At 43.5% G+C, this 17,244-nt stretch carries 18 protein-coding genes and 1 pseudogene; 5 read left to right on the top strand and 14 right to left on the bottom strand.

Features of this window, described 5'->3' with window-relative positions; genetic code table 11:
* The 10 genes and pseudogenes from B3X18_RS15245 to B3X18_RS03490 form a co-directional block, all read right to left on the bottom strand.
* Positions 1-136 (bottom strand): annotated as a pseudogene (locus B3X18_RS15245) (aldehyde dehydrogenase family protein); the annotation flags it as partial.
* Positions 137-266: 130 nt separating this feature from the next.
* On the bottom strand, positions 267-770 hold the full coding sequence (locus B3X18_RS03530) for a flavin reductase (RefSeq protein ID WP_005025161.1): 504 nt from the start codon (positions 768-770) through the stop codon (positions 267-269).
* Positions 771-787: 17 nt separating this feature from the next.
* Positions 788-1,741, bottom strand: a complete 954-nt coding sequence (locus B3X18_RS03525; protein WP_017400907.1) for a PDR/VanB family oxidoreductase — start codon at positions 1,739-1,741, stop codon at positions 788-790.
* A 32-nt stretch (positions 1,742-1,773) separates the two neighbouring features.
* Complete coding sequence (locus tag B3X18_RS03520; RefSeq protein WP_017400906.1) at positions 1,774-2,511, bottom strand: SDR family NAD(P)-dependent oxidoreductase; 738 nt, start codon at positions 2,509-2,511, stop codon at positions 1,774-1,776.
* Between the two features lie 10 nt (positions 2,512-2,521).
* On the bottom strand, positions 2,522-3,007 hold the full coding sequence (locus B3X18_RS03515) for an aromatic-ring-hydroxylating dioxygenase subunit beta (RefSeq protein ID WP_017400905.1): 486 nt from the start codon (positions 3,005-3,007) through the stop codon (positions 2,522-2,524).
* A gap of 10 nt (positions 3,008-3,017) precedes the next feature.
* The gene (locus tag B3X18_RS03510; protein WP_017400904.1) at positions 3,018-4,295 is read right to left on the bottom strand and encodes an aromatic ring-hydroxylating oxygenase subunit alpha; all 1,278 of its coding nucleotides are present in this window, start codon (positions 4,293-4,295) and stop codon (positions 3,018-3,020) included.
* A 30-nt stretch (positions 4,296-4,325) separates the two neighbouring features.
* A complete protein-coding gene (locus tag B3X18_RS03505; protein WP_017400903.1) occupies positions 4,326-4,853 on the bottom strand; it encodes a nuclear transport factor 2 family protein in 528 nt (175 codons plus the stop codon).
* Between the two features lie 12 nt (positions 4,854-4,865).
* A complete protein-coding gene (locus tag B3X18_RS03500; protein ID WP_005015237.1) occupies positions 4,866-5,225 on the bottom strand; it encodes a hypothetical protein in 360 nt (119 codons plus the stop codon).
* 33 nt (positions 5,226-5,258) lie between these two features.
* Entirely contained in the window at positions 5,259-6,428 is a 1,170-nt protein-coding gene (locus B3X18_RS03495; RefSeq protein WP_017400902.1) for an acyl-CoA dehydrogenase family protein, read from the bottom strand.
* Positions 6,429-6,446: 18 nt separating this feature from the next.
* Positions 6,447-7,559 carry an amidase gene (locus tag B3X18_RS03490; RefSeq protein ID WP_017400901.1) on the bottom strand — a complete coding sequence of 371 codons (1,113 nt, stop codon included), beginning with the start codon at positions 7,557-7,559 and terminating at the stop codon, positions 6,447-6,449.
* 147 nt (positions 7,560-7,706) lie between these two features.
* Between B3X18_RS03490 and B3X18_RS03485 the strand changes: the two genes are divergently transcribed.
* Positions 7,707-8,174, top strand: coding sequence for a MarR family winged helix-turn-helix transcriptional regulator (locus tag B3X18_RS03485; protein WP_005015243.1), 468 nt, complete (start codon positions 7,707-7,709; stop codon positions 8,172-8,174).
* Here B3X18_RS03485 and B3X18_RS03480 read toward each other — a convergent pair.
* The 4 genes from B3X18_RS03480 to B3X18_RS03465 all read right to left on the bottom strand — a co-directional run bounded on the left by B3X18_RS03480 (position 8,167) and on the right by B3X18_RS03465 (position 12,822).
* Positions 8,167-9,186 carry a 3-hydroxybutyryl-CoA dehydrogenase gene (locus B3X18_RS03480; protein ID WP_017400900.1) on the bottom strand — a complete coding sequence of 340 codons (1,020 nt, stop codon included), beginning with the start codon at positions 9,184-9,186 and terminating at the stop codon, positions 8,167-8,169. The genes B3X18_RS03485 and B3X18_RS03480 overlap by 8 nt on opposite strands.
* 1 nt (position 9,187) lies before the next feature.
* A complete protein-coding gene (locus B3X18_RS03475) occupies positions 9,188-10,294 on the bottom strand; it encodes an NAD/NADP-dependent octopine/nopaline dehydrogenase family protein (protein ID WP_005025141.1) in 1,107 nt (368 codons plus the stop codon).
* A gap of 79 nt (positions 10,295-10,373) precedes the next feature.
* Positions 10,374-11,387 (bottom strand): AraC family transcriptional regulator, encoded by a 1,014-nt coding sequence (locus B3X18_RS03470; protein ID WP_005025139.1) that lies wholly within the window; start codon positions 11,385-11,387, stop codon positions 10,374-10,376.
* Positions 11,388-11,472: 85 nt separating this feature from the next.
* A complete protein-coding gene (locus B3X18_RS03465) occupies positions 11,473-12,822 on the bottom strand; it encodes a spinster family MFS transporter (protein ID WP_005015253.1) in 1,350 nt (449 codons plus the stop codon).
* A gap of 627 nt (positions 12,823-13,449) precedes the next feature.
* On the opposite strand from B3X18_RS03465, the gene B3X18_RS03460 reads away from it, so the two are divergent.
* The 4 genes from B3X18_RS03460 to B3X18_RS03445 all read left to right on the top strand — a co-directional run bounded on the left by B3X18_RS03460 (position 13,450) and on the right by B3X18_RS03445 (position 17,238).
* Positions 13,450-14,394, top strand: coding sequence for an ABC transporter permease (locus B3X18_RS03460; protein ID WP_005025137.1), 945 nt, complete (start codon positions 13,450-13,452; stop codon positions 14,392-14,394).
* Positions 14,394-15,275, top strand: a complete 882-nt coding sequence (locus tag B3X18_RS03455) for an ABC transporter ATP-binding protein (protein ID WP_005015262.1) — start codon at positions 14,394-14,396, stop codon at positions 15,273-15,275. Before B3X18_RS03460 ends, B3X18_RS03455 begins: the two co-directional genes overlap by 1 nt.
* Positions 15,276-15,352: 77 nt before the next feature.
* Positions 15,353-16,360 (top strand): isopenicillin N synthase family dioxygenase, encoded by a 1,008-nt coding sequence (locus B3X18_RS03450; RefSeq protein WP_005025134.1) that lies wholly within the window; start codon positions 15,353-15,355, stop codon positions 16,358-16,360.
* Positions 16,357-17,238 carry a hypothetical protein gene (locus tag B3X18_RS03445; RefSeq protein ID WP_005025133.1) on the top strand — a complete coding sequence of 294 codons (882 nt, stop codon included), beginning with the start codon at positions 16,357-16,359 and terminating at the stop codon, positions 17,236-17,238. Before B3X18_RS03450 ends, B3X18_RS03445 begins: the two co-directional genes overlap by 4 nt.
* Positions 17,239-17,244 lie beyond the last annotated feature (6 nt).

The following is a 17,244-nucleotide window of genomic DNA, read 5'->3' as shown; positions in this document are numbered from 1 at the left end:
GAATCTCCCCTTTTAAAGCCAGTTTTGCACCTTGGGATATACCATTATCCATCAGGTGCTTGATATTTTTAACCTGTTTACCGTTGATGATTGGCCCAATTAAGGTGCTCTCTTGAGCAGGATTACCATAGGGTAAGGATTGTACTTTTTATCAGTTTTTCTAGGAATTCGTTGTGACTTTTTTAATCCACAATTATCCGTAACCATACTAGTTTTTACCCTTATTTAAATTCATTATTCCATGTAATTTTCAAATTTAAGATAAATTAAAGCTTGTATTCCTGCTGACCAATATGATGATAACAGCGATTGAAATATATCAAGCCATGACAACTCTCTTTATTCTCATTCATTTTAATGGCCTCAACCTCACAGTAAAAAATTGTATGTGTCCCAACATCATTCATTTGTCTGATCCGGCAGTCGAAACTGACCAGCGCATCTGAAAGAACTGGGGACCCAGTCAGCAGTGTAGTCCATTCTCCATGGGTAAAGCGTTCGTCCATAGGTATTCTGGAAGCAAAAGCTTGAGAAATCTGCTGATGATGTGCGCCCAGCACATTGACCGATAAAATTCCATTATTCTTAAAATGACAGTGAGAACTTGATGAACGATTCATGCAGACCAAAAGTGTGGGAGGCGTGTCAGTTACGCTACACACAGCCGATGCGGTAAAGCCGAACCGTCCTGTTTCCCCTGCTGTGGTAATTACATTGACTGCGCCCGTCAGCAATGACATGCCATTACGAAAATCTGTTGTTTCTACCATGACTGTCTCCTTTGTCATCAGATATCCAGTACCAGGCGAGCCGACTTAGAACGCGAGCAGCACACCAGAATCTGTTCATTACTTGCCTTTTCTTCATCGGTAAAATAAACATCCCGATGATCCGGCTCTCCTTCAATTACATCACACATACAGGTACCGCATACACCCTGCTCACAGGACATTTCTATTTCAATACCTTCTCTGGCTAAGGCCTGTAAAATGGTTTCTTCGGCATTGACCAGAACAATTTTACCGCTACGCTGAGCCATAACTTCAAACACTTCACCGCTGGTGTCAGTATCAACCTGAAAGTATTCTTTATGGATCTGCTGCTCTGGGAAATTCTGGGTTTGTGCCAGATTAATCACCCAGTCCATAAACCCGGACGGACCACAGGTATAAATATGGCTCTGTCGATCAAGATCCTTTATAGCTGACTGAAAAAATTCGCGGTGACTGGCACCTTCAGATTTGAAATGAAACCGGGTAAATGCAGCCAGTTCACCATTTCGAATTTCATTTACGAAAGCACAGCGTTCGGGGCTGCTGCCACAGTAATGCAGTTCAAACGATGCGCCTTGATGCAGCAATTCATAAGCCATGGTAATAAGAGGCGTAATGCCAATTCCCCCACCAATCAACACAGTATGTTTAGCCTGTACCAACGGAAATAAATTACGTGGTTCACTGACCTGAATCTGCATGCCGTTTTGAATATCGTCAAATGCCGAGACCGAGCCACCACGTGATGCCGGCTCTTTCAATATACCCAAGCGAAAAACACCCTGCTTTGCCGGGTCCTGACACAGTGAATATTGACGGATCATCCCATTAGGCAGGTGTACATCAATATGTGCGCCTGCTTCCACTTTAGGTAAAGGCTGGGCGGTTGCTGATTCAAATTCCATGACTGCAATATCACCGCCTTCGATATGCCGATGTTTCACGACTACATCATAAAGTGCTGTCATTCCAAACTCCTTTTACTTCATCAGCCGCAGGGCTATCGCATAAATAATCCACCATTAATGTCCCAGGTAGCACCTGTGACAAAATGGGCATTCGGGCTGGCCAGCAAGGCACAGGTTTCAGCAATAAACTCCATACTGCCGAGTGCCTTGACCGGAATATTCTGGATGAACTGCTCTATCTTTTCATCCGGCACTACGCTATGCACAATGGGTGATTCCATCGGTCCAGGCGCTACCGCATTTACGGTCACGCCTTTGGCCGCGAACTCCTTGGCGAAAATTTTAGTCAGCGTTACGATTGCCCCCTTACTTGCCGCATAATGTGCGCCTGTAGCCGTCCCCCCATTTTGACCCGCCAGTGAAGCCATATTGATAATCCGGCCATAGCCCTGTTCAGCCATGTATTTGCCAATAATTTGACAAGCCTGGAAAGTCCCGCGCTGGTTTACCTGGGTGATCCAGTCAAAATCTGCAGCAGAAATCTCCAGTACAGGAGTAGCTTTGGTTACAGTGGCATTATTAATCAAGACATCAAGCTGGTTAAATTGCTGTCTGATGCACTCAACTGCTTTATGAAAATCTGTTTCTACAGAGATATCCAGTTTCAGGGGAAAGATATTTTCTGGAAAGCGGCTATTTTTTTTTGCATTTTCAGCTTTTTCCAGTGTGCTAGCAGAAAGAATAACCTGATGGCCCTGCCCGGCAAAATGCTCCGCAATTACATTGCCAAGGCCGGAAGCAGCACCTGTCACTAAAACCACTTGTTTCATCTATATGCTCCTACAGGATATAGCTAATACCAGCCAAGGTATCAGTTGAGTTGACCAAGCTGATAATCTTTCGATGAATACGAAAGCTGTTATCCTGATCGCGCATCAGATGATAGGTTACATCTGCCGTATAGTGACGCAGGTTTTCTTTACGGAACTCACGCAGATTTTGGGCACAGCGCAGGACAATCTGGTCATCCTGCTCGTCAATAATCCGTATCCGCGAGATACTGCGCACCGTATTGGCTTTAGGTGAAGTTGAAATGGCTTCACCATTAATCAGACGCTGAACACGTAATGTACGCATATGATGATCGTCATAGGCATAGTTCAGGTTATTTTCATAATCAGTCAATGCCGGATCAATCGGGATAATATATCTACCTTCTTCATCCCAGAGAGCAAGCCATTGCTGGTATTCAGCATGATCCAGCATATCTGCCTCAGTCCAGATAAAAGCAGTGACTTCATTTAACAGGTTTAAATTGATTTTCATTGCTCTCTCCTTAAGCCGTCATCATCTTTTTCCACTGCTGATAGGCACCGCGCATACCTGTCTCAGCACTGACATCGCTTTTTAAACCATCCTCAGTTTTAACTTCACTTGGCAAGCCGCGGTTTAACATGATCCATAAATCATTTCCGGCACTGGCTCCATGCTGTACACGTTCCCAGGCTTCTGCATCATCAGGTGTACCAAATCCAAATGGTCCCTGAAAATGTTCATGCAACCGCAAGCGATACTGGTTGGCAATCTGTGGGCCGCCATCCATGGTAATAACCGAATGATGAATCTCAGTTTCCTTGACTGAAACTGGCTGTAAAACGCGGAAAAATGCCATAGAGCAGGCAATGTTAGGGAACAGGTTCAGGTTAAAACCCGAGCCTCCTACTGCACGGACAATACGTCGCACTTGTAGTTCTTCATGCCCTTCATTGCGCAGGGCCTGTGCCAATTCTTCAAAACGTTCCTGAATCGGACGTTCCATCAGGTCTTCTTCAAGGTCAACCAGCTCAGGTATCATGACCATAACACTGTGGCCATTGCCTAAATCTTCTACAAAACCTGGCTGATTTTCAAAATTAAATAACTCTTCAGTTTTATCATCAACCGAGCTTAAGAATGACTTGTGCACCAATGGAAAATGATAGGCATCAGTTGTATTTTCCAGCTGTATTTTCCAGTTACCCGGAAAGCGGAAACGATGTTCGCCTAGCACCTTGACCGGATAACCGGCACCCTGTTTCATAAACAGGTCGATCCATTTCTTGGCTGGCCCCAAGAATTCTTCCAGAGATTGAATGTCCTGCTTAAATGAGGCAAAAATCATACCGTTATATTCTTCAACGCGCAGGCTGATCAGAGGGAATTCAGATTTATCCAGACATTCGCCATAACTCTCTGGTGAGGGCACACCACGCAGGCTGCCATCCAAGGCATAGCTCCAGCCATGATAAGGACAGACAAAACTATTGGTTTTGCCCTTTTTATGTTCACACACGGTAGCGGCACGATGACGGCAACGGTTTAATAAAACGTGAACTTTCTTTTTACGGTCCCGTACAGCCACGACTGGCTGCTTACCAATATTAATCGTTTTATAACTGCCCGCCTCAGGAATTTCGCTGGCATGGGCTACCCAGACCCAGGTGCTATAAAAAATTTTTTCCATTTCATCTTCAAAGATTTTTTCATCTTTATACAAAGAAGTATGGACACGGTCATGCTGGACCAGTTCATTATAATCGGTATCAATGTTATGCATCGGAATAATACTATTCATGGCAACTGTCCTTTTAAATTTTTCCTGTCTTCATTCCTGAGCCGGTACTGGCAGTTCAGCTTCACTGTTCCAATGCGAAACAGGACGGCTAAATATATTTTCAGTCTGGAAATGCTTGATTTTCCACAAACCGTCATACTGTTTTCTAAATTTCACAGTGAGCCTGGCTGCATTTAAGTGGCTATGGGTATCACGGAAGGTCGAGGTCTGTAACATCAGCCAGCGACCTGTCGCCTCATAGCCATTGATATCAATCTGTTCTGAGCTGACAAAGTGCGCATTCAAGACAAAATGTGATTCTTTCTGGGTATAGCTTTTGAACATGTCATAGATTGCTTGCCATGATTCAAACTGACCGAAGGACCTGGAGTATTTTTCTCCGATTCCTTCCCAGATACTGTGACGGTCAAACAGGCCCATTAACTCGTTCAGGTCAGTATCTGCATCTAGAGCATCGCAGATTTCCATATAACGGTTTATGCAGTTACGAATCGCATTTTGTGCCTCAAGCTGTTCAAGCCGCATTAATACAGAGGCCAAGACTACTCCATCAGTCATTTCTGTTCATCCTTAACGCTGGATCACCAGTTCACGGCCTACACGTGCTTCAACCTTGCAGTATTTCCAGAGCTTGAATGGCCCTTCTCCTACCACTGTGGTTCTAAACAGGTTGCAGGCTGCATGAACCGTTTCTATATCTGGCACATCTGCCAACAAGTAGGTTGTCCATGGCCAGCCAGCACTTGGCCCTACCATACTTTGGTCATCGTCTAAACTTCCATATACGGTTACGCCCGGGAGGTCATGAATACCGTGCCACATTTCACCAAAAGCAGCCCAGACTGCCTTAGCTTCTGCTGGCTCTGCATCAAAAAAGTTCTGGTTAATCCCCATACAGAACAGCACACGTAAAGTCTTTTTCGCTTCCATTTCAAGATTCCTTTTTTAAATAATGCGTTAAGTTTATAAATAGCCGGGTGTCGGATTCAGCCCAAAACTGATTGCACCTGCATTTTGTAAAGTAGCGTCTCCCATAAAGGCATGCTGGGTGACCACGTTGGTATCATTTACAAAACGGCTAAACGGATGATTAGTATAGATCGCGGTCATACCGGCAAGCATTTGCATCTTTCGGGCGACTTTGGCTGCTATACGGGCAGCATGTGTGCATGACAACCGCATATCGCTAACCTGCTGGGCGGTTGGTTTGCGCCCTTCACTTACTTCCTTCCATACCACATCCATAGTCTGATAAAACCAGGTTCGGGCAGCCAGAAATTCGGCTTCTGACTGGGAAAATTCATATTGGGTGACTGGTCGCTGAGCGATCTCTGTCCCGCCCGTAATTGATGCCTTACCCGGTGCAAGCTTTTTAAACTCATCCAGGGCTGCAGCGGCCACTCCAATCCCTACCACCGTTAATACCTGAGTGGCTAAAGATAATGATGGGTACTTAAAAAATGGCTCGGGTAATTTTGAAGGCTCACCACGAACAAAGGTCCATTCCTTGGGTACCAGTACATTTTCCACAACCAGGTCATGACTGCCCGTTCCTTTCAGGCCCACAGTATCCCAAGTCATTTCAATTTTAGCTTTACTGGCGGGCATAACTGCCATACGTGGCAGGCCATGTGCTTCATTATCTTTTCGTGGTGCAATACCCACGCCGACAATATCAGCGCCCATGCAACCGCTTGAAAACTTCCAGCGTCCCTTGACCAAAACCCCGTTATCCGTAATTTCTGCCGGCTGAGGTGGAAAAATCCCCCCTGCAAAAACTATATCAGGGCTATCCTTGTAAAGTTCCTGAAGAGTAGTTTCAGGCAGGCTGCCCAAATAAGCCGGACTCATGCCGAAGCTTGCAACCCAACCGACTGAACCATCTGCCATAGACAGCTTTTCAATCAGTTCGCAGAATTGACGTGGTGAGCACTCATCTCCACCAAAACGTCGTGGTACCAAAGCACGATATACGCCCAACTGCTTCAAGCGCTCAATAATATCTTGGCTGACATACGCCTGATTATCAAATTCTCCAGTGCAGGCGCGCTCACGAATTTCCTGACATAAGGCATCCAGATTGACCACTGGCCTGACTTTTATATCCAATTCCTTGGCAGATAATTGATTCATTAGCTAACTCCTTGTCATTTAATGCGCTGCCTTAATAATAAAATCCGCGACCGCACATAGCTGCTCGTCTGCATTTTTCCTGCCTACCAACTGCAAGCCCACTGGCATACCTGTCATAGTTTGTAAAGGAATATTCAAAGCAGGATGACCTGATAAATTGAATGGACGCACCAGTGCAGTAAGATTTAAAAATGCTACAGTATTTTCAGCCTCTGCCACTCTAGGGGGTATCTGCGGTAAGGTAGGTAGAATCAGGACATCATACTGTTCAAGTAGCTCATCAATTTCCTGAGTAAACCTGGCTTTTACATCTTCTGCCTGCCGAACCTGCTCTAAAGTCGTTTTCGCCGCGTTAAGTAGTCGCTGTTGAACATCTGGACTGATTTTTCCGCTTTCTGTAAGCGTTCCATAAGCTTGCCAGTTTTCATAATTAATAATCTGCATCCCGGCTTGAAAGGCTTCACTAAACGTAGTTACCTGTACTGGCTCTACTTTTAAATTTGTCTGAGTCAGATAGTCTTTAACACAATCCCAGACTGCTGAATCCGCTTCTACATTAAGTACCGCCAGTTTAGGTTGATGCTGGATTTTTTCTGAAGACTTAAAAGTAGGGTCAATAATCTGCATTGCGGTAATAATCATTTCGACTGAACTGGCAAATGGTCCGACACAGTCCAGTGAGCTTTGCACAGGATAAACACCTTTACGGCTTACCCGCCCAAAACTGGGTTTAAAACCAAATACGCCACAGCAGGCTGCCGGCATGCGGATAGAACCGCCCGTATCTGTGCCCAGACTAAAATCGGCCAGGCCAGCAGCCACCGCGGCAGCCGAACCGCTGGATGATCCCCCTGGAATCAGATCTGGATACTTTGGATTAACAGGTGTACCAAATACAGGATTAATTCCTGTAATACCAAATGCCAGTTCATGCAGATTGGTTTTTGCAGTTATGACGCAATCAGCTTTCAAAATAAGGTCTACAACTTCTGCATTTGCCAATGCAGGCTCTACCTCCATGAGTGCCTTACTTCCTGCCATAGTTCTTAGGCCCCGAATGTCGATAGAGTCCTTAACCATGACTTTCAGTGCACCTGTACCTTCATGGACTTCCTGTGCGATAATATTCATTCACTTTTCCATGTATTTTTATTTTATAAGCTTAATATCTGAAAATTTAATGTAATTGTCAAGTAACTTTTATGAATGATAAGAAAGAAAATATTTCATAATTTTGTTTATAATGAATTTACATTTTTTCAAAGATATGGCTTTGTCATGCTGAGTCAGCTAGAACAGTTTTTACCTAATAAAGATCCAAATAGCTTAAAAAATTTCCCATTTTTCTGGATTTCTCAAATTAATGGGAAATATACTCAACTTATTGAAAAATCTATAAAAAAATTAGGAATAGATAATACCCGACGTAAAATTATTTTAAGTGTAAATGCAGTAAGTGAAGCCAGTATTACTGAAATTGCCAATCTTTCAACAATTAAATTGACGACCGCAACCAAAGCTGTTTATCGTCTGGTTGAAGACGATATTGTGGAAGTTTTTTCCTCACAACTTGATGAGCGGGTGTCTATGGTGAAACTTACTGAAAAAGGCCAGCAGATGGTTGAACAGATCAACCAGATCAGCCAGGTAACCCTGGCCGGAATTCTGCATGCTTTTGAAGAGGATGAGCTGCATGACTTAAACAAGCAGTTAAAAAAATTGTTTGACCTGATGCCTTCTAATTGATGCCAGTCTTATTTATTGATACCGGATGCTTTAAAATATCCGGTTCAGGCTGTAGACCTGCTACAGCAATGCGAGTGGTAAAGGCCTTCAATACCTGTAATTTATAGCTATCAATATCTACTGTATGATAATTATAAAAGCCCTGTTTTTCACGTAGCCCATTTCTTTTATTTTGCATGTTTTCAGCAATAATAGCCGGAGCGCTATGACGTGTACCCAGTTCTTTTTCCAGATACTGTGAAGCATAAAACAAAATATCACCTCCACCCCAGTCAATAAACTCAAGCAGGCCCAGTACAGAAAAACGCAGGCCAAATCCGGTTCTAATCGCAATATCAATATCTTCTGCCGAAGCTACACCTTCTTCAACCATACGGGCAGCTTCATTCATGGCCAGTGCCTGAATACGCGGCACAATATAGCCCGCACTGGCCTGACATACGACGGGTACCTTACCAATAATTTTTAAAAATGCTTTAAGGCGCTCTACCACTAAATCTGAGGTTTCTGCTGTCCGGCTTAACTCTACCAAAGGCATCAGATAAGCCGGATTTAGCCAATGTGCATTGATTACCCGTTCCGGTACAGAAAGCATCTGGGCAATCTCGCTCACCAAGAAAGTCGAAGTAGTAGATGCAACAATACATTCTGATGGCAGATACTGATCCAGCCATTTAAATATTTCCTGTTTAATCTCTTTAAGCTCAGGGACAGCTTCCATTACCAGCTCACAATGACTTAAAAAGTTCTGTGATTTATTTCTGCTGGTTACTTCAATACGTTTTAAAATAGTTTCAACGTATGTTTCCTGAATAAAGTTGATACTAACCAAGAGCTGCAACTCCTGAGAAATATCGCTAATAATCTTCTGTCTGTATATATGGAATTCTTCTGGATCGCGTTCTCTGGCATCTATCAACTGAATATTTAATCCTGCATAGGCAAAAGCAATCGAAATTGCCTTCCCCATACGCCCTGCTCCAACCACAGCAATTTGTTTGATTAACTGCATATCAGGCTCCCTGCTGTAAAATGGCAGACATTTCCTGACGGCTTTTTTGTGCTAGTTGCAGATTTTCCAGGGTACGACCAGTTTGATAGAAATTCTCTCCTGTGACTGCCGAGGCAAGATTCAGTAAACCCTCGGCAACCGGTGTCGGTACTCCAGCCCAGCGCCCAACAGAAACTAGAAAAGACAACCCCAACTTGGTATCTTCGAGCATATATCGGTGGGTATGCAGATCGATATCTTCACGCCAGTCTCCACTGTCGGTCAATTTTCCATGTGCCCCGCGGCCATACATCCACTCATCACCCTCTCCTTCTTTATTATAATGATCTGCCAGAGGAAAATGTGGTGCACTATAACCAAGCGCTTCACGAACTTGAATACGTTCAGTATCCAGCTGAGTAGTCACCCTGCGAATAGACTGTTGAGTCCCTTCATTGTGAATATCCCAGGTTTCAAAATACTCTAGTGCTCCGGCATTCATTAGTATCAGGGGTGGATGGATTACTGGTCCGGCATTCATCAGTGCTCCACTTAGGCTATTTTCAAGTGGCTCAATACTCGGATAAGCCTGCTGAAGTATCTGAAAAGCCCGCTCAGATAACTGGCTCGGAAAAACACCGGTAGGTAATCGGGTAGCGTAGCCACTCACCACAATCTGGTCAGCAGCGTGTTTACGGACCAGATAAGGTAACGTACCTGTTTCTGCAAATGCGACTTGGGCATAATTTTCTGCCTCTTTCATGGCTTGCGCGAAGATATAACTTCCAAAAGTCCCCGGCGGCAGAAAAACCACTTGCCCTTCCTGCAAGTAGGGCGCTATCTGTCGGGCCAGATCCTCATGAGTTGTCGCTGGTAAAGGTATAACGATAAGCGCTACCTGTTGAACCGCTTGCTGTAAATCCTCACATAAAGTGATCTGACTATTCTGAAATCCGACACTGACTGAACGGTTACCCTGATAGTCCTTGATTTTTAACTTGCCTGCTTCTGCTAGCCGCTTTAGAGCCTGTGTATCACGGCGCCACCATATTACCTCGTGATTTTTTTCAGCCATTTCTACTGCTGCTGCATAACAGCCATGGCCACCGCCCAGTACCGTAATTTTCATTGGTAATTTTCCTGATCTGCTTTTACTTGATGCTAAACAGGAGAAATCGGGCTGTCTTACCCGATTACGAACAGATTGTTCAGTTTACGAAATAAGATGAGCAATGCGGATGTGCCTGCCTCAAAGTCTGTGATGGCAGACAACCGTACCGTTTTTTATAAAGTGTAGAAAAATGCCCTAAACTGTTAATACCATTACGCAGCAGAATATCAGTTACAGTTTCATGCGCTTGGCTATGCTGTAACTCATGATGGATGAGTTTAATACGCAAGTCTCGAATATAGTCAATTGGGGTTTGATGGAAATACTGGTTAAAGCCTTTTTGCAGGGTCCGCACCGATACTCCGCACTGCTTGCCCAGCTCTGCCAGTACAATATTATTTCGGATATGCCGGGCAATATACTGTCTGGCTTTGTTCATATAGCCAGGTAATATAACTTTCCCCCTTTGCTGCAGTTGCGCAGTATAATTATTCGGAACCTTCAGTAAAATCAGCTCAATCAGATATCGGCCGAAGCTTTCAGAAATAGTATCCCAATGCTGGATGTTGTAATGGGCATGACAAAGATAGTTCAGAGTTTCGATAATCGCCTCGACACCTTCTGTCGTACAGGATATACCGCAGTCAAACAGTAGTGGCTCTGCTACCATATGGCCGAGCATTTTGTAGAGCTGTGTATCAACCTCCTGTCTGGACAGCTTCAGAATAATATTACGACAGTGCTGGCTGGTAATAATCCGATTTTTACTATGGGGATGTGAAACCGTCATAATACCAGGTGACTGTATAATCAGCCGGGCATCATGTTCGATCTTGCACTCGCCCTCAAGCGTAACTCTGAACAGATAATGGGCAGAAGATTCATCTATAGTAATTGCCACAGGCGCACTGTATTTCAGATCATAGAGTGCTGATGTGCCAAAGCTAAAACCATTAAGACGCGTATTTAGAATCTGGCTGGAATCTACCTCAAACTGATGGGGGCACAGATAATGGCTGATCTGCTGTTTAATAGTGTGATAGTCGGTCGAACTGAACAATAAAAAATGATCAAGATAATGCAGACGGTCTAGTTGTGAAATCAGGCTCATATTCCAGCTCCATCTAAGTTTTATTTATTTTTAAATAAAAAATGCCTACTGCAAGCAATAGGCATAAATATGATATGTTCTCTTCCTAAGCTGCATGTTCCTTTTGCATACTTTGGGCAAACGCTTTACAGCCAAATTTCAGCAGCAGAAAAGCCACTACACATGAAATTGCGCCAACAATTGATAAAGACATGCCTACCATCAATGGATTTTCAAAGATTTTGTCAGTAATTAATGCAACCAGTGTCGTTCCAATTCCTACTGCAACCAGATTACTGATTAGCAGAAAAATTGCCGAGATCTGAGCACGTAACTGGTTTGGTGCCAGCATTTGCATCGCCGTAGTGGAAATAGGCATTGGAAATGACGCAAAGAACATTGCAGGCACCAGCAAGGTAACAGAGAGCCATAATGGTTCAACTTGCGTAAAAAACATGATCGGCAAAATTAACCCTGTGATTCCAATAACACCTGTAATCATAGGGGCATCTTTACGGCCTTTTTTAACAAACCAGTCATTTAACCAGCCTGCACAGAATACACCTAAAGTATTAGCTACCAGCAATACACTACCTAGCATATAACCGGCTTCTGTCGGGGTCATTCCATATTTCCGCATATAAAAAGCAGGTGTCCAGCTGGTTAAACAGTACAGTGCCATCGCATAAAATGTAAAACCCAGATAATGGCAAGTAAAAGTTTTACGGTGCTTTCCAATAAAACTGAAGCTGGATTTAAAACTGACTTTTTCTACTTCACCCTGAGCATTAAGACGCTGACCTTTACGCTTTGGCTCTTTCACAGTGAGTATAAACAGCAGGCCAATAAAAATGCCGGGTAATCCAACAATAATAAATGCCATTTGCCAGGCTTTTAACATACCAAAAAATGGCACATCAATCAGGCTTGTGTCCTTCAGCAATCCAATAACATAGCCACCGACCAGAAAGGCAATGCCGCCTCCAACAAAAGAACCAATCGAATAAACTGCTACTGCACGTCCCAGTTTTTCTTTGCTAAACATGTCGCTAAACATTGAGTAAGCAGCAGGTGACAGAGCAGCTTCACCAATTCCGACCCCCATACGGCTCAAGAAAAGCTGCACGAAGTTTTTACTGAGTCCGCAGAATGCTGTAGCCAGACTCCAGAAAATAATTCCGATAGAAATCAGTTTTGGCCGGGAAAAACGGTCAGCAATATAGGCAAGTGGCAATCCCATAAAGGCATAAAACAGGGAAAAAGCCAAACCATGCAGCAGGCTAAACTGGGTGTCAGTCAGATTCAGGTCAGCCTTGATCGGCTCGATCATCAGTGCCAGAATCTGCCGGTCAATAAACGAAAAAATATAGGCCAGCATACACAGCAGTACGACGTACCAGGTATATACACTTGATTTACTTATACTTCCTTCTGTCTGTATATTGAGATTACTCATATACTTACCTCCATGTCGGTCCTGTGTATCGGTTCAGGACCATTTTTCTGTTCAGTACTTATCATTTTTATATAATCTTCTTCTCATACTGTGCTCTACACCTGATCCGTGGCGCTTGAATAACAAAATCTAGTGAATGTAAGCCTTATTATTCAAAATTATTGTTATTCATTGAGCTAAATTGCTGCTGAGCTCCGGGTCTATATTATGAAAAGTACTCCCCCTCTATACTGAATAATTATTTGCTTTTTATCTGTAATTTTCCACAACTTTTTAAGTATAATTTTATACCTTAACTTGTTTTATCTCTAAGTATTCCTGTTGGTAGTTTTAATAAGTTAATGAAAAAATTAATTAATCTAGAATTATTTTATTTCTAGAAGAATAAAGCCCTAAATAAATGCATTATTTGTTTAATATGATGGTTTTGATTAGCCTTGTAATCTGTTTTTTCACCGCCTTAAATATAATTATATTTATTATTTTAAAACATATAGTTAAATTAAAAAATATAAACCAGTTTTAGCTTGAAATTCTATAATTACTCTTCTGCTTTGTAGGCTTGGCATTCATTTTGCTTAATCAGTATTACGTTTTATAAAATTTGTAATATTGAGGGGCAACACTATGAGTTACGTTGCACATGAACTCAGTTCAAGAAACAAACTGCTATTTGGCTTGGGGTCTTTTCTAATACCAGTTTTAATTTGGTGTGCAGTCAGTTATTTACCTTGGATCTGGCATCCACAAGTCCAAATTACGGATTCAGGTAGTGTTGCCTATTTACAGGTTGATAGTCGTATTGATAAAAATACCTTTTTTTCTGCTGCCCAGTCTGCAATAGATCAAGGTCTTGCTCCACCGCAAGGTATACTCGTCAATCCAATTTATTTGCCCGCACCGCACGAAGTTGCAACTGCACTGGTCACAGCTTTTACCACTGCACCTGCTCAGGCCAATGTTCCCTGGTTTCATGAAAGCCTTTGGCACAGTATCAAGCTGGTGTTTACGGCATTCTTTATTTCTTCACTGATTGGTATTCCACTCGGTATTTTATGTGGTTTTTCCAATAAACTTTCCCAGTTGACCGAACCTTTTATCGAGTTTTTCCGCTACCTGCCTGCCCCGGCCTTTGGCGCGCTTGCCGTCGCTATTTTAGGAATCAATGATGCACCCAAAATAGCCATCATTGTCATCGGCACCCTGTTCCAGCAAATTCTAATTATTGCCAATACCACACGTCTGGTCGATCGTAGTCTGATTGAGGCCGGTTTCACTTTGGGTACTAATAAAATTAAAAGTCTATTTCATGTGGTGATTCCGGCAGCCATGCCAGAAATTTATCGTAATCTGCGCGTGCTGCTGGGTTGGGCATGGACCTATTTAATCGTGGCTGAACTGATTGGTAGTACCTCGGGTATTACCTGGTTTATTACCCAACAGGCTCGTTATCAGAACTTTGCAAATGTCTTCGCAGCTATCTTGATCATTGGTGTGATTGGCCTGGTTTGCGATTTAATTTTAATGAAACTGGGACAGCGCCTATTTAAATGGAAACCGGGAGCAAACTAATGCAACACACTGAATTTAATACCCGTGAATACTTTGACAAAATTTACGCCCGTCCGGTGATTCTTGAAGCAAAGCAACTGACGCAAAAATTCAGTCATGGCAAAACCGAGCGTACGGTTTTAAATGCACTCAATTTGAAAATTCATAAGCGGGAGTTCATCTGTGTGATTGGGCCTTCCGGTTGTGGCAAGTCAACCTTTAGCCGTGTAGTTGCAGGACTTGACCCTTATAGCAGTGGTGAGATTCTGGTGGATGGCCAGCCGATTACCAGCCCAAGTCCGGAGCGTGGCATGGTGTTCCAGGGCTATACCCTGTTTCCATGGAAAACCGTCAAGGAAAATGTCATGTTTGGTCCGCGCATGAAAGGCCAAAGTAGTGCAGTAGCCGAAGCACAGGCCCGTGAATGGATCAATATTATTGGTCTGGAAAAGTATGAAAACCAGTATCCGCATGAGCTGTCTGGCGGGATGAAACAGCGTGTCGCGATTGCCCGTGCATTGGTCAATGAACCGAAAATCCTGCTGATGGATGAACCTTTTGGGGCACTTGATCCGCATACGCGGCAAAAAATGCAGCGTCACCTGATGGATCTTTGGCAAAACATTGATATCACCATCATTTTTGTGACTCACGATATGGATGAAGCCATTTTACTGGCTGACCGGATTGTGGCACTGAAAGCCAATCCGGGTGAAATCAAGGAAATTATTGAAGTAGATCTCCCTCGTCCACGCCACCCGGAACTGATGCTGACTCCAGAATTTAAACAGTTAAGACAGCATGTCGATCATCTGGTGCATGCTGAAGAAGATGAACTGGATCCGGCACTGGCAGAACTGCCGGTCATTCCGCGTATGACCAAGGTCAGCAGCAAGAAATAATCTTATTCAAAATGCCTTTGGGACGACCTGAAGGTTTTAATCGCTGTGTTGGACGACCAACATTAGAGGTGATTGTCATGCAAGCGCAATATGTACTCCCACTGGTTGATATTTCAAAATTGCAAAGTCCGGATTTAGCTGATCGTATTGAAGTTGCTCATGCTCTGGATCAGGCTTGTAAAGAGGTTGGCTTTCTTTATCTCAAGGGTGACCAGTTCAATTTTGATCACGCCAAAGCCCTGATTGAAATGGCCCAGTCCTATTTTTCTCAGGATCTAAACACCAAGATGCAGCACTATATTGGCAAATCAAAAAACCATAGTGGCTATGTGCCGATTGGCGAAGAACAGTTTGCAGGCAACAGTTATGATTTAAAAGAAGCCTATGATGTCAATTATGATTATCAGGGTACACAAAAAAACTGTCCTTTACTTGGCCCTACCTTATGGCCAGACCATCCGGATTTCAAGACTGTTGTCAGCCAGTATTATGGCCACTTGCGTGGAATCAGCCAGCAGATTTTTTCTGCCTTTGCACTGGCATTGGGCGTTCGTGAGGATTTTTTCGAAAGCAAAATTACTGATGCACCAAGTCAGCTACGCTTGATTCATTATCCCTATCATCCGGAAGTGCAAGATGCCGAAGGTATAGGTGCCCATACCGATTACGAATGCTTTACCTTGCTGTTACCGACCGCACCCGGCTTACAGGTTTTGAATAAAGCCGGTGAATGGATCGATATTCCATTGATTGAAAATACTCTGGTGATGAACATTGGTGACATGATGGAAATTCTGTCCAATGGTAAATATCTGGCCACCAAGCATCGGGTGAAAAAAGTGTCGGAAGAACGTTATTCATTTCCGCTGTTTTGTGCCTGCAATTATAACACCGTGATTGAACCGGTTATTCACACTGAAAACAGCAAATATGCTGCCCTGATTGGTGGTGAGCACCTGTTTAATCAGACCGCCCAGACCTTTCAATATTTAAAACAGCGCGTCGCTAGCGGTGAATTGGTCTTAAAAAATGCTGTACCACTTTCCTCTTTTGGACTTGAAGAACAGGCGGAGACAACATCATGAATCTGTTCGAAGTGATTAAGACTTTAAAACCTACGACTACTCAGCCAGAGATGATTCCGGACTTTTTATATGGGGCTTTCCGGCGTAAAAGCATCAGCTTTTTTAATGGCCTGACTGATGAAAATACCATTGTGTATTGGTTTCAGTCGCGCAGTTTTACCATTGATCTTCGTCTAAAAAGCCAGACAGGAACAGCTGTTCAGGAACGCCAAGGCTGGATTGGCAATACGCTTTGGGATAGCGCCAGCCAACTTTTGTCCTGGGAAGTGAAAGACTACGCCAATTACCAGAATCATGTGCAGTGGCCGGAACCAGCCAAGTTACATGCGATTGGCAACTGCATTCTGGAATTTTCTCCAAGTCATGTCTATGTCGAAGACTGGCGCCAGCAGGTACAACGTGGCCTGTTTTTAAGCTTGCGGCTTCAGTCTGCAATTGAAGTGCAATCTGGTCAGACACTGGAAATGGATGGTGGCCTGATTATTTGTGCTGATCATATTGCCTATGCCCTGACGCGTTTGCCTGAAGTGCAAAGCGCAGTCGCTCAAATGGACTTTAAAGCTGTCGATCCGACCGTGTTTGCCTTGTTGGAAAGTTTTGAGGTTTCTATCGGGACTGATGCTCAAGCTAAAACTTACAGCACCCGCACAAGCGAAACAGGCAAAGCCTTTAATCTGGAAAATTTTGAAGTGCTCAATGAAAGCAGTCTGATTCAGCGTGTGGTTCTCGATGACCGTAAAATCGATCTGATTTTTGAGCTGGATATATACCAGCCGGATTACCACTTTCAATATACAACCTCCACGACTACACAAGCTGAAAACTGGCTGAAATCAGAACAGGATCACCTGATGCATCATGCAGAACGGGTGCTATAGGGAGAA

The organism is Acinetobacter sp. UBA6571 (genome assembly GCF_002434085.1).
Taxonomy (GTDB): Bacteria; Pseudomonadota; Gammaproteobacteria; order Pseudomonadales; family Moraxellaceae; genus Acinetobacter; species Acinetobacter radioresistens.
This window is presented reverse-complemented; position numbering and strand designations above follow the sequence as displayed.